Genomic DNA, 12,673 nt, shown 5'->3' with positions numbered 1-12,673 from the left:
TAGAGCGGGATGAATTTAGGTTGGCGCATAGCCGGCCTCGATGAAGTAATTTCTGCATTCGGTTGACGTGACAGTGCCGAGGATTTGGCCGATGGCGTCACAGACGGTCTCGACCGTTCGCCTGGCAGCCTTGCGCAGCCAATGCTTGAGCTTGGCGAAGAATTTCTCAATAGGGTTGAGGTCGGGGGAGTATTTGGGCAGCAAGAACAGCCTGGCGCCGGCCGAGCGGATGGCACGGCGCACAGCCTTGCCCTTGTGCGAACCGAGATTGTCCATGATGACGATGTCACCGGGCTTGAGGGTGGGGACGAGAACCTTGTCGACATAGAGCTGGAAACGCTCGCCGTTGATCGGTCCGTCGATCAGCCATGGTGCATCGACACGGTCGTGGCGCAGTGCCGCCAAGAAGGTCATGGTCTTCCAATGACCGTGCGGCACCTTGGCCTTGATCCTCTCGCCGCGCGGCGCCCATCCTCTGAGCGGCGCCATATTGGTCTTGGTCCAGGTCTCGTCGATGAACACCAGGCGGGAAGGATCGATGCGGTCCTGATACTTTGCCCACTGGACCCGCCGGCGCGCCACATCGGGGCGATCCTGCTCAGCCGCGATCAGCGTCTTTTTTTGTGACTGAGCTTCTCGGCGTGAACGAACTCCCATACCGAGCGGTAATCGACCTTCAGGCCGTGATCGCCAAGCTCGGCCACAAGACCGCGCAGCGTGAACTCCGCCGCCCGGCAGCGTACCAACAGCCACTCCCGATGCTCTCCGGCAATCTTCTTCGGTCTGTGCCCACCCATCTTGCCAGGTGTCAGCTTGTTCGTCTCGCGCAAGCGGCGCACCCATCGGATGACCGTGCTGATTCCAACCCCGTAGCGCTCTGCCGCCTGACGTCGCGACAGGCCCTCCTGCTCAACCGACGCTACCACCCGCGTGCGAAGATCCATCGAGTAAGGCTTGCCCATCCATGCCGGCCTCCTGACCCAGCCAGCAGGTTGAATCAGATTTGCTCGCCTTCGGGAATCCCCTTTCGATTCAGACTCAATTCATCCCGCTCTAGCCGTCGGGGAAGATCAGCGTTTGATGGCAAGCTTCTCGATATTCTTGCTGATCTCGTAGAAGGCAGCGGCCAGTTCCGTGCCGGTGGCGGCCTCGTAGTAGTGCTTCAGCGAGGACGTGTCCGCTGTAGAGCAATTCTTGAGGACGCTCTTTGCCTGATCTCGCTCGGTCGCCGTCATGGTCGGATCGTTCAGGTCGAAGCCGATCGTGAATATCTCAATCCAATCGCGCTTCATGTTGGCGCAGATGGCTTCGGCATTCTTTCGCGAGGTCTGGCCCTGACCCTGCGAGCTGGGCGCACCGGGTCCCTTGGCAAAAGCAGTGTTGAATTGGCCGTCGGTCATCAGGATGGCGATCTTGGCCACCCTTCTTTTGTCGAAATTGGCGGGGCCGGCACCCAGACCGGCATCGGCAATTGCCGAGCGCCACGACGGCGAAAGCATGTAATAGCCCCATTGCGCGGCGATACCGCCGGCCGTCACGCCATCCGCCCTGAAATCCGCGATTGTGTTGAGCAGTTTGTCTTTGTCGGCGGTCAGGGGGATGAGCTCGGCGGACGGGCAGCTCCGCATATTGTAGTCCCGATTGACTTTGGCCAGATAGGTTTTGCCATTGTTGTCCAGGCGCGGCGTGTAAGGGCCGTCGGCCGAATAATCGGCGTAACCATCCCTGTCCTTGCGTTCAGTGGCACATTTATCGGACGCCAATGTCAAGGACACCGAGACCGGAGCATCGATCGGGGGCGGCACCTTTGATCCATATCTCGTCTCGACGAATACCGCGCTGGCCAGACCGCCTGTGTTGACGGCTTCGGCGTAGGGAACGATGGCGATGCGTACGCGGGGATTGTTCTCGTCGCGGTTCCATTTGAGCAGGTCTTCCACGGCTCCTGAAGCCGCGTCCCGCAGGTCGCCAATTTTGTCGGTCTTCTTATACCAGCTTTCCTCCATCGATCCGGTCACGTCGAGCATCATGGCCACTTCAATCTGCCTGTCCGAATAGAGTGCTGTCGTCGATACCGTGACACGCTGCATATCGCCCATGCCGAAGATCGGAAAATAAAGGCCGACATTGACATGCACGTCCGCCTGAACCGTGTTGGCGGTCCTGTCGATGGTCAATTTGTCGAGGACGATCCGATCAGCCTGCAGCATGCCCGCTCGGCTGTTGGCATCGAGAAACGCCTGCACCGACTTGTTGGCGTCGGCCTCGTTGATGACGCCGGTGGTCAGGTCGCGTGCCGTCGAGGTCACCGCCGCATCGACCACGCCCTGCAAGCTCGATTTGGTGTTGTAGAGCTGCGAAACATTGACGGCAAAGCCGACGCCAAGCGCCAGCACCGACGCGGCCATGCCGAACAGAACCGCTAAATTTCCGCTTCGATCTCCGGCAAAGCCGCCGATCGCGTGAACAAGACCCCCAAAACGCCGCATGCTCGCCTCCATTCGCCACGACTCGAGCCGTGTGAAGGCCGCATTGCAGGATTCCGGCCGGACGGCGTCGTCATCGCAGCAAAAGCCGGCGGCTCATCGTCAAGCCATTGTTTTTGCTTGGTTTCGAAATGCGGCAATGTAAACAAATGGTAAACGACAAGCCGCTGCGGCAGTTTCGTTTACTAAGCGCTTACCATGATCCCGACCGCTGCCGTGGAGCACAACAGCCCGATCCCGATCCGGCACAGAGGGTCTGTGCCGAAGCGGATCAGGCGCATCATATCCGTAGGACAGCCGATGATCGTAACCGCCGGACGCGCCGTTCGCGCTTGCGCGCTTCTATGCCAGCATCTGCGCGCTGGCCGTCCTGTCGACGCCGCGATGAGGCGGGTTGAACAGATTGCTTTCCTGCTCGTAGGTCCAGATCTTGAACAGGCTGAGCCGGTGCGGGCCGAAACTGTGCAGCAGCGGCACGTCGGTCGCGTCGCGGCCGCGCGCGATGACGACGCGGCCGATCCTCGGCATGTTGTGGCGGGGGTCGAACGTGTACCACTTGCCTTCGAGGAACACTTCCAGCCACGCCGAAAAATCCATCGGTGCCGGGTCGACCGGCACGCCGATGTCGCCGAGATAACCGTTCACGTAGCGGGCTGGGATGTTCATGCAGCGGCAGAGCGTGATCGCCAGATGAGCGAAGTCGCGGCAGACGCCGACGCGCTCCTCATGCGCCTGCGCCGCCGTGCGGGTCGGGCGCGCATAGCCGTAGCCGAACGACAGACGGTTGTGGACATAGTCGACGATCGCCTGCACCCGGGCCCAGCCGGATGGAACAGGCCCGAAAACCTGCCAGGCCAGATCGCTGAGATGATCGGTTTCGCAATAGCGACTGCCGAGCAGATAACAGAGCACCTCGTCGGGCAACTCCGCCACCGGCACTTCCCTGGCCAGCGTGTTGACCTCGTCGGTCTCGCCGCTGTCCTCGATGACGGCGTCGTAAAGAATGCGAAAGCCTCCGCCAGGCGCGGTGAAGCGGCGGCAGGTGTTGCCATAAAGATCGTGATAGAGCCTGGTTGGGACGGAGGGCGAGGTCAGCACGCGCGTCTGCCGCTTGATGTCGGCCTGGCGCTGCTTGTGGATCTCGAGCAGCGAAATCACCGGGGTGGATTCAGCACAGTCGATGGCGATTTCGTAGCCGAGCCGAATCAGCATTGCGGTTCCCCTCTTGTGAGTGTCGTGGAAGGCGATTGGATTAACGCGAGATGGCCGGCCGTGGTTCCCTGGTCTGTCGAAAAAGGCGATCTCGTGCCTTCCCATGCCGCCGGTGCGACGTTACGGTCGATCGACAGGCTTTGGTTCCTTCCGAAACAACTTGGGATAGCAGATGTTCGCAGGCAGAAAATTCGCAGCCTTGCTGTTCGACATGGACGGCACGGTGGTCAATTCGATTGCCGCGGCAGAAAGGGTCTGGGCAGATTGGGCACGCCGGCAAGATCTCGACGTTGCCGCGTTCCTGCCAACGATCCACGGCGTGCGGGCGATCGAGACCATCGCTCGGCTGGCGCTTCCAGGCGTTGACCCGATGCGTGAAGCCGATGCGCTTCTGCAGGCCGAGGTGGCCGATATCGACGGCATCCTTCCGATCGCCGGCGCCGCGGCGTTTCTGGCGTCGCTGCCACCCGATCGCTGGGCAATCGTCACTTCGGCGCCGCGCGAGCTGGCTGTGCTGCGCATCGCCGCCGCCGGCATCCCGCTTCCCGCCACCCTTGTCGCGGCCGAGGACGTTTCCCGCGGCAAGCCGGCGCCGGATTGCTTCCGGCTGGCGGCCGAGCGGCTGGGCGTCGACGCGCGCGACTGCCTCGTTTTCGAAGATGCGCCCGCCGGGATAGCGGCGGCCGAGGCCGCGGGAGCCACCGTCGTGGTCATCAGCGCCACGCACCAGCATCCGTTGCAAACGCCGCATGCTGCGATCGCCGGTTATGAGGGGATCGGCGTCACCGTCGACGACCGCGGCTGGATTGTCCTCGGCGCGGAGCGCGCTGCGGCTTAGGGTATGTTGAGATTCAGGTCAGGCCGAGCCGGAGTCGAAGACGGGCGCGAAGCGACCAGACTAGGTAGGTTCCGAGAACCGGAACGGAGCGGACTTTCAGGTCCGTGAGAAGCGCAGGAATCCGCTGTTCGCAGGCCGGCATCACCTGAATATCGACATACCCTTAGAAATCGCTGGCCCTTAGAAATCGCTGGTCAGGCCCTTCACTTCCCAATCGCCATAGCGGCCGGGTTCCCTGCCGCCACGGCCGCCGAGTTCCCGGGGCATCGCGGCTTCCTGCTGGCGATAGTGTTCGCGCCGTGCTTCCGCTTCCGCCAAAGCGCGGCGGGCTGCCGATGTCAGCGTCCTTTGCGGCGCGTCGCGACCGGGGCCGGCGTCTGCATTGCTGGTTTCGCCTGTTTTATTGGTTTCGTCGATCATGCGATATTCCCGGCGATTGAAACACGGCCCCAATTGAAACAGGGCCACACGTTTCCCATCATATAGCGATGAGCCAACAAGGATCGACCCTTTTTCCGGAAGGCCGGCAGAAACGGAGCAGACAATGAACACACTTCGCACCGCCATGCTTTTGGCAGCGATGACCGCGCTGTTCATGGGCGTCGGCTATCTGATCGGCGGATCGGGCGGCATGGTGATCGCCTTGCTGATTGCCGCCGCGATGAACCTGTTCAGCTATTGGAACGCCGACAAGATGGTGCTGTCGATGAACCGCGCCGTCGAGGTCGACGAAAGGAACGCCCCGGAATATTACGCCATCGTGCAGAGCCTCGCCAGACAGGCCGGCCTGCCGATGCCGAAAACCTATCTGATCGACAACCCGCAGCCCAACGCTTTCGCCACCGGCCGCAACCCGCAGAATGCCGCGGTCGCCGCCACCACCGGACTGTTGCAGCAACTATCGCACGAGGAAGTCGCGGCGGTGATGGCGCACGAGCTCGCCCATGTGCAGCACCGCGACACGCTGACCATGACGATCGTCGCCACGCTTGCCGGCGCGATCTCGATGCTCGGCAATTTCGCCTTCTTTTTCGGCGGCAACCGCGACAACAACAATTCCCTTGGCATTATCGGTGTGCTGGTGGCGATGATCGTGGCGCCCTTTGCCGCGATGATCGTGCAGATGGCGGTCAGCCGCACCCGCGAATACGAGGCCGACCGGCGCGGCGCCGAGATCTGTGGACAGCCGCTCTGGCTTGCCTCGGCCCTTGACAAGATCGCTCGCGGCGCCGAACGCATCCGCAACCCGGATGCCGAGCGCAATCCGGCAACTGCCCACCTCTTCATCATCAATCCTCTTTCCGGCGAGCGCATGGACAGCCTGTTTTCGACCCACCCGAGCACCGACAACCGCATCGCCGCCCTGCAGGCGATGGCGCAGGACATGGCCGGTGGCGCATCCGCCTCCGCGCGGCCGCAAACGCCGATGCCGCGGCAGGCAGACGAACAGCGGCCATCGGGCCCGTGGGAGAAAGCTGAGCAGCCGGCTGAACCGGCCAGGCCGAAGTCCAATCCCTGGGGCCGCAATCCGACCGGACCCAAGGGTCCGTGGTCGTGAGCGAAGCGAAACGCCGGCACCGAATTTCAGGCGATCATGAAAACAATGCAGCGAGCCCCGGCGAACCTGTTGCGGGCCTGGCCGCGCGCAAGGCCGCGGCACGATTGCTGGCCGCCGTCATCGATGCGAGGACGCCGCTGGACGGGCTGACCGACCACGAGAACGGCCATCCGCAATACAAGGCGCTCGATCTGCGTGACCGGGCGCTGGTGCGCGCCATACTGGTCACTGCGCTGCGCTTCCGCATGACCATATCAGGGTTGCTGGCCCGCCGCCTGGAAAAGCCGCTGCCACCCAACGCCACCGCGCTTTCGCATATCCTGCATATAGCAGCGGCGCAGATCCTGTTCCTCGATGTTCCCGACAGCGCCGCAGTCGACCTTGCCGTGACCCACGCCAAGTCCGATCCGCGCACGGTGCGCTTCTCCGGTCTCGTCAATGGCGTGCTGCGCACGCTGGCGCGATCCAAGCAGGCCGAACTCGCTGCAGCGCTTGCCGCCACCGACGAAGCGCCGAAATGGTTTTCCGACCGGCTGAAAGCCGCCTATGGCACTGAGAAAGCCAGGCAAATCCTCGCCGCCCACAGATACGAGGCGCCGGTAGACTTCACGGTCAAGACCGATCCTGCGCTGTGGGCCGAGCGGCTCGGCGGCATCGTGCTGCCGACCGGCACTGTGCGCGTGGAGAAACTCAGCGCCTCGGTTACTGAACTGCCCGGCTTCGAAGACGGCGCCTGGTGGGTCCAGGATGCCGCCGCCAGCCTTCCGGCCCGGCTTTTCGGCGACGTGAGGGGTTTGCGCGTCGCCGATCTCTGCGCCGCCCCCGGCGGCAAGACCGCTCAGCTCATTCTCGGCGGCGCCACGGTCACCGCGATCGATTCCTCGAAGAACCGGTTGGCGCGGCTCTCGCAAAATCTCGAACGGCTCGGTTTGTCCGCAGAAATTGTCCAGGCCGATCTGCTCAAATACGAGCCGGAACAACTGTTCGACGCCGTCCTCCTCGACGCGCCCTGCTCCTCGACCGGCACGGTGCGGCGGCATCCCGACGTGCCCTGGACGAAGACGGCGGCCGACATCGAAAAACTCGCCGATCTGCAACGCAGGCTGCTCGCCCGCGCCGTCAGCCTGGTCAGGCCTGGCGGGCGCATCGTCTTTTCCAACTGCTCGCTCGACCCGCTCGAAGGCGAGGCGCTTCACCGCGCCTTCCTCGCCGGGACGGCTGACATTGTCGACGATCCGCTCCGCCCGGGCGAGATCGCCGGCATCGATCCGTTCCTGACGCCGCAGGGCACGCTGCGCACCACGCCCGCAGATCTGGAGCTCGGCTCACCGGAACGGTCCGGCCTGGATGGCTTCTTCGCCGCCCGCATGCGCAGAGCCGGCCAACGCTGAAAGTTTGAAGACTGTTTTAGGAAGAATCCTGCGGAAAACAGGCTGAATTCCAAGGCCTCCGTGGAATTCGCCTTCGCATAAGTTCTTGAATCACATAAGCTTGTCTTCGGATTGGGCGCTACGAGGAGGGCTTTTGGCGATCGCTGCCGGCAGCACGACGCGTCTATGGACGCTTGTCGCGAAGGAGTTTTGGCGCAAGACGCGCCGGCGCCTGCGTGGCGGGCCGATCCATCGCTGGCGCTACTCCGGCCGCACACCGGAACGGGTGTTGATCGCGCCGCCGGACCTGCGCCTGGCCGACCGGCAGATCGCGCTCGAGATTTATTATGGCCGCTATCCGCTGTCGGGACATCTGGTCGAAACCGGCGGCAAGTCGCCCTTCCAGATCGCGGTGGCCAATCCCGGCTGGCAAAAGGCCCTGCACGGCTTTCGCTGGCTGCGCCATATGCGCGCCGCCGGCACCGAGCTTGCCGCCGCCAATGCCCGCGCGCTGGTCTCCGACTGGATCACCATCCATGGCAGCAATATTTCCGGTGTCGCCTGGGAGCCCGGCACGACGGCCAAGCGCGTCATTGCCTGGCTGCAGCATTCCTCGGTGGTGCTGCAGGGTGCTGAATTTCCCTTCTACCGGGCCTTCCTGAAATCGCTGGCCATGCAGATCCGCTATCTCAGGGCGATGGCACGCGAGATGCCGGACGGCAAGGACAGGCTGCGCGCCCGCATAGCGCTTGCCTTTGCCGCTCTGTCGCTACCGGCGCCGGCGTCGGCGCTGCGCGGCGCGACCCGCAACCTCGCCGAGGAGCTCGACCGTCAGATTCTGCCGGATGGCGGCCATATTTCCCGCAATCCGATGGCCGTGCTTGAAATCCTCGCCGACCTTCTGCCGCTGCGCCAGACTTATGCCAATCAGGCCGAAACGCCGCCGGCGGCGCTGATGGGCGCCATCGATCGCATGCTGCCGGCGCTGCGTTTCTTTCGCCACCAGGACGGCAGCCTCGCCCGCTTCAACGGCATGGGCGCGACCATCCACAACCGCATCGCCACCATTCTGCGCCACGACGACACCGCCGGCGCGCCGTTGCTGCACGCACCGCATTCGGGCTACGAGCGCCTCTCCATGGGCGGCGTCACCGTGATCGCCGATACCGGCCCGCCACCGCGCATCGATGTTTCCAACGCGGCGCACGCCGGATGCCTTTCCTTCGAGCTGTCTTCCGGCCGCCGCCACTATATTGTCAATGCCGGCGTGGACACCTATGGCGCTGCCGAATTCCGGCCGCTTGCCCGCGCCACGGCCGCCCATTCGACCGCCACCATCAACGACACCTCGTCGGCGCGTTTCAGCCACTCGCTGCGCGTCAACGATCTGCTCGGCACGCCGCTGATCGGCGGCCCGCAGCATGTGCCTTGCAAGCGCACCGACCAGCAAGGCAGCCAGGGTTTTCTGGCTCGCCATGACGGCTATGTCGCGCGCTTCGGCTTGCTGCATGAGCGCGAACTGAAATTGTCGACGAACGGCAATGTGCTCGCCGGCAGGGATCGCCTTCTGCGGCCGGGCAATGCTGCGATCCGCAACAACGGCCGCGATTTCGTTACCGTGCGCTTCCACATCCATCCCGACATAGGCCTGCTCAAGGACGAGCACGATCGTCTGGTGCTGACCGCCGATGAAGCCGACACATGGGTGTTCACCTGCACCGAGGTGGCGCCCGAGGTCGAGGAATCCATCTATTTCGCCGGCCTTGGCGGCCCGCGCCGCAGCCGGCAGATCGTGCTGGCCTTCAAGGCGTCAGAGATTTCCGAAGTCCATTGGCAACTGACACGGACGGCCATCGCCGGTCATCCGGCAAAAAGCTGAGACTGCGGTAGCCCCGCAGTTTGATTTCCAGGCCTCATGTGCTACGGCGCGCGGACACTGTCCCAACCAGCCGTGAAAGGCCGCCAGCCCATGGCCGTCGCCGCCAAGAACATTCCCGCGCCCGACCTCGTTCCCGTTCGTCGCGCGCTGCTTTCCGTTTTCGACAAGACCGGGCTCATCGATTTCGCCAGGGCGCTGGCCGCTGCCGGCGTCGAGCTGGTCTCCACCGGCGGCACGGCAAAGGCGATCGCCGAGGCAGGCTTGGCTGTGCGCGACGTCTCCGAACTCACCGGCTTTCCCGAGATCATGGACGGCCGCGTCAAGACCCTGCATCCGTCCGTGCATGGCGCGTTGCTCGGCGTGCGCGACGATCCCGAACACGTCGCGGCGATGCGCGATCATGGCATCGAGCCAATCGATCTCGTCGTCTCCAATCTCTACCCTTTCGAGGATGTCCGCCGCTCCGGCGCCGCTTACGCGTCGATCGTCGAGAACATCGACATAGGCGGCCCGGCGATGATCCGCGCCGCCGCCAAGAACCACGCCTATGTCGCCATCGTCACCGATCCCGAGGACTATGCCTCGGTGCTCAACGCGCTGGAGATGAATTTCGGCTCGCTCTCGCTGGATTTCCGCAAGAAGCTGGCGGCCAAGGCCTTCGCCCGCACCGCGACCTATGATGCGGCGATTTCCGGCTGGTTCGCCGAAGCGCTGGAGATCGAGCATCCCACCTGGCGCGCCTTCGGCGGCAGGCTCGACCAGGTGATGCGCTACGGCGAGAACCCGCACCAGAGCGCCGGCTTCTACGTCGATGGCGACAAGCGACCGGGCGTCGCGACGGCGCGCCAGCTTCAAGGCAAGCAGCTTTCCTACAACAACATCAACGACACCGACGCCGCCTTCGAACTGGTCGGCGAGTTCGATCCGGCGCGCTCCGCCACCGTCGCCATCATCAAGCACGCCAACCCATGCGGCGTCGCTGAGGGCGCTTCGCTGAAGGCGGCCTATGCCAAAGCGCTTGCCTGCGATCCGGTGTCGGCCTTTGGCGGCATTGTCGCGATGAACCGCACCCTCGATGCCGAGGCAGCCGAAGAGATCGTCAAAACCTTCACCGAGGTCATCATCGCGCCGGGCGCCTCGGACGAAGCAATCCGCATCGTCGCCGCCAAGAAGAACCTGCGCTTGCTGGTCACCGGCGGCTTGCCCGATCCGCGCGCGGCCAGCTCCACTGTGAAATCCGTTTCCGGCGGGTTGCTCGTCCAGGGCCGCGACAATGCGGTGGTCGACGACCTCGACCTGAAAGTCGTGACCCGGCGCGCGCCGACGCCGGCCGAAATGGCCGATCTCAAATTCGCTTTCCGCGTCGCAAAGCACATCAAGTCGAACGCCATCGTCTATGTCAGGGACGGTGCCACCGTCGGCATCGGCGCCGGCCAGATGAGCCGCGTCGATTCCTCGCGCATCGCCGCGCGCAAGGCGCTCGACGCGGCCGAGGCAGCCGGCCTGGCCGAGCCGCTGACCAAGAATTCTGTCGTCGCATCGGATGCCTTTTTCCCGTTCGCCGACGGGCTTTTGTCTGCGATCGAAGCCGGCGCCACCGCGGTCATCCAGCCGGGCGGCTCGATGCGTGACGACGATGTCATCGCCGCCGCCGACGCCCACGGCATCGCCATGGTGTTTACTGGCGTCAGGCATTTCAGGCATTAGCGCCTCTTGCCTTCTCCCCTTCTTGTGAAGGTGGATTGGCGCGCAGCGCCAAGACGGTTGAGGGGTGCTGGACGGAGTGCTTTTGGTGCCAGCTGGAGCACCCCTCGTCCGTCGCCTTCGGCGACACCTTCTCCCACAAGAAGGAAAAGGCGCTCCTACTCCGCCGGCTGGTCCGCCGGATACGGCGTGCGGACCAGGATCGCCAGGCCAACGCCGAGGAACAGGATGATAGCCGCCATGCCGAGGCGCGCCGATCCACTGGCGGCGGTGATGGTCGCCACCATGAATGGAGCGAGAAAACTCGTAGCCCGTCCGGCCAGCGCATAGAGGCCGAAATAGCGGCCCGACTCGGCTGGGGTGACGCTGCGCGCCATGTAAGAGCGTGACGACGCCTGGACCGGTCCGAAGGCTAGTCCGATCAGCAAGCCGTAAAGAATGTAGGCCTTTTCCGCCGCCGTGCCGAACATGCCACCCGAATCGGCGGTGGACAGCGGCAGCGCTCCGAACAGCGTGAAGCCTGGCCCGGTCGAGACGATGCCGATCGTGGCGACCGACAACATGACAAGCGCGATCATGACCACACCCTTGGAGCCGAGCACCGTGTCGAGACGGGCGGCAACAAGACAGCCGATGATGGCAACGATATTGAGGATGATACCGAACAGGCCGATCTCGGGAATCGACCAGAGAAACATTGCCGCCGCGAACGTACCGCCGAGCGCCAGAAGCGCATTGACGCCGTCCTGATAGATCATGCGGGCGACGAGAAAGCGGAAGATGCCGCTGCGCTTGCGTACTTCGGCCAGCGTCGACTTCAATTCCGAAAGGCCCTCCCGCACCGCCGGCCGAAAGGGGATGCCTTTCATGGCATCGGGCGTGAAGAAGAACATCGGCAGGATGAACAGGAGATACCACGCCGCTGACATTGGTCCGCTTGCCCGCGCGTCTTCGCCGAGTCGCGGGTCGAGGCCAAGGACGGGGCTGAGGCCGAGGATCGTCTTGCCGGTGTCTGGCGAACCGGCCATGAACAAGACCACGAAGATCAGCGCGATCATGCCGCCAAGATAGCCAAGGCCCATGGCGATGTTGGAGATGCGGCCGATTTCACTCTTCGGCATTAGACGCGGCATCATCGAATCGTTGAACACCGTCGAGAATTCCGCCGCTACCGAAGCCAGCGAGAAAAACAGCACGACCAGGAAAACGTTCGAACCGGGGGCGGCGAACCACAGCATGCACAGGCTAGTTATCTGGATCACTGCGAAAAAGCCGATCCAAGGTTTGCGAGGGCCAGTTTGGTCGGCGATCGAGCCGAGGATCGGCGACAGAACAGCTATGACTAGTCCCGCGGCGGCAATGCCATAGCCCCAGGCTGCCTGACCCATGACTGGATTGCTTGCCATGCGCGAGACGAAATAGGGGCCGAAGATAAAAGTGGTGATAACCGTGAAGAGCGGCTGCGCTGCCCAGTCGAACAGCATCCAACCCCAGATGCCGCGTCCCGACGCCCGCTGCACTGCTACTTCGGCCATATCCCCTCCCACGAACGGTGCCCCGAAGCGGGGAACTGTTTCGCTCTATAGCGCAGTTCCTGCCGGCAATCGCGCGCGATGTAGAAGACTT

At 63.6% G+C, this 12,673-nt stretch carries 10 protein-coding genes; 5 read left to right on the top strand and 5 right to left on the bottom strand.

Features of this window, described 5'->3' with window-relative positions; all coding sequences use genetic code 11:
- Positions 1 to 15 precede the first annotated feature (15 nt).
- The 3 genes from BLT09_RS09590 to BLT09_RS09580 all read right to left on the bottom strand — a co-directional run bounded on the left by BLT09_RS09590 (position 16) and on the right by BLT09_RS09580 (position 3,698).
- Positions 16 to 962 (bottom strand): IS630 family transposase gene (locus BLT09_RS09590; RefSeq protein WP_091600579.1). Its coding sequence is split into 2 segments (ribosomal slippage): positions 16 to 621 and positions 624 to 962, totalling 945 coding nucleotides; the frame shifts between segments, so codons are not numbered across the junction.
- A 108-nt stretch (positions 963 to 1,070) separates the two neighbouring features.
- On the bottom strand, positions 1,071 to 2,489 hold the full coding sequence (locus BLT09_RS09585) for a pilus assembly protein (RefSeq protein ID WP_091592507.1): 1,419 nt from the start codon (positions 2,487 to 2,489) through the stop codon (positions 1,071 to 1,073).
- 339 nt (positions 2,490 to 2,828) lie between these two features.
- Positions 2,829 to 3,698: a transglutaminase-like domain-containing protein gene (locus BLT09_RS09580; RefSeq protein WP_091592407.1), complete on the bottom strand. Its 870-nt coding sequence runs from the start codon at positions 3,696 to 3,698 to the stop codon at positions 2,829 to 2,831.
- 172 nt (positions 3,699 to 3,870) lie between these two features.
- Between BLT09_RS09580 and BLT09_RS09575 the strand changes: the two genes are divergently transcribed.
- Complete coding sequence (locus BLT09_RS09575; RefSeq protein ID WP_091592405.1) at positions 3,871 to 4,536, top strand: HAD-IA family hydrolase; 666 nt, start codon at positions 3,871 to 3,873, stop codon at positions 4,534 to 4,536.
- Positions 4,537 to 4,716: 180 nt separating this feature from the next.
- Here the strand turns inward: BLT09_RS09575 and BLT09_RS09570 are convergent, their stop codons facing one another.
- Positions 4,717 to 4,956 carry a DUF1674 domain-containing protein gene (locus BLT09_RS09570; RefSeq protein ID WP_091592403.1) on the bottom strand — a complete coding sequence of 80 codons (240 nt, stop codon included), beginning with the start codon at positions 4,954 to 4,956 and terminating at the stop codon, positions 4,717 to 4,719.
- Positions 4,957 to 5,080: 124 nt separating this feature from the next.
- Here BLT09_RS09570 and htpX point away from each other — a divergent pair, with 124 nt between their 5' ends.
- The 4 genes from htpX (at position 5,081) to purH (ending at position 11,050) form a co-directional block, all read left to right on the top strand.
- The gene (gene htpX, locus BLT09_RS09565) at positions 5,081 to 6,094 is read left to right on the top strand and encodes a zinc metalloprotease HtpX (RefSeq protein ID WP_091592400.1); all 1,014 of its coding nucleotides are present in this window, start codon (positions 5,081 to 5,083) and stop codon (positions 6,092 to 6,094) included.
- The gene (locus BLT09_RS09560; RefSeq protein WP_167366381.1) at positions 6,085 to 7,485 is read left to right on the top strand and encodes an RsmB/NOP family class I SAM-dependent RNA methyltransferase; all 1,401 of its coding nucleotides are present in this window, start codon (positions 6,085 to 6,087) and stop codon (positions 7,483 to 7,485) included. Before htpX ends, BLT09_RS09560 begins: the two co-directional genes overlap by 10 nt.
- Before the next feature lie 133 nt (positions 7,486 to 7,618).
- Positions 7,619 to 9,343 (top strand): heparinase II/III family protein, encoded by a 1,725-nt coding sequence (locus tag BLT09_RS09555; protein WP_091592396.1) that lies wholly within the window; start codon positions 7,619 to 7,621, stop codon positions 9,341 to 9,343.
- 90 nt (positions 9,344 to 9,433) lie between these two features.
- Positions 9,434 to 11,050: a bifunctional phosphoribosylaminoimidazolecarboxamide formyltransferase/IMP cyclohydrolase gene (purH, locus tag BLT09_RS09550; protein WP_091592505.1), complete on the top strand. Its 1,617-nt coding sequence runs from the start codon at positions 9,434 to 9,436 to the stop codon at positions 11,048 to 11,050.
- Between the two features lie 155 nt (positions 11,051 to 11,205).
- Here the strand turns inward: purH and BLT09_RS09545 are convergent, their stop codons facing one another.
- Entirely contained in the window at positions 11,206 to 12,582 is a 1,377-nt protein-coding gene (locus tag BLT09_RS09545) for an MFS transporter (protein WP_091592394.1), read from the bottom strand.
- Positions 12,583 to 12,673 lie beyond the last annotated feature (91 nt).

It is taken from the genome of Mesorhizobium muleiense, from assembly GCF_900099905.1.
GTDB lineage: Bacteria > Pseudomonadota > Alphaproteobacteria > Rhizobiales > Rhizobiaceae > Mesorhizobium > Mesorhizobium muleiense.
Note: the sequence above shows the minus strand (reverse complement) of the source record. Positions and strands in the feature narration are given on the sequence as shown.

Excerpts from the sequence above, each read along its gene's own strand:
- BLT09_RS09570 (WP_091592403.1), bottom strand. The coding sequence starts at position 4,956 with ATGATCGACGAAACCAATAAAACAGGCGAAACCAGCAATGCAGACGCC.
- BLT09_RS09585 (WP_091592507.1), bottom strand. The coding sequence starts at position 2,489 with ATGCGGCGTTTTGGGGGTCTTGTTCACGCGATCGGCGGCTTTGCCGGA.
- BLT09_RS09545 (WP_091592394.1), bottom strand. The coding sequence starts at position 12,582 with ATGGCCGAAGTAGCAGTGCAGCGGGCGTCGGGACGCGGCATCTGGGGT.
- BLT09_RS09580 (WP_091592407.1), bottom strand. The coding sequence starts at position 3,698 with ATGCTGATTCGGCTCGGCTACGAAATCGCCATCGACTGTGCTGAATCC.
- BLT09_RS09575 (WP_091592405.1), top strand. The coding sequence starts at position 3,871 with ATGTTCGCAGGCAGAAAATTCGCAGCCTTGCTGTTCGACATGGACGGC.
- htpX (WP_091592400.1), top strand. The coding sequence starts at position 5,081 with ATGAACACACTTCGCACCGCCATGCTTTTGGCAGCGATGACCGCGCTG.
- purH (WP_091592505.1), top strand. The coding sequence starts at position 9,434 with ATGGCCGTCGCCGCCAAGAACATTCCCGCGCCCGACCTCGTTCCCGTT.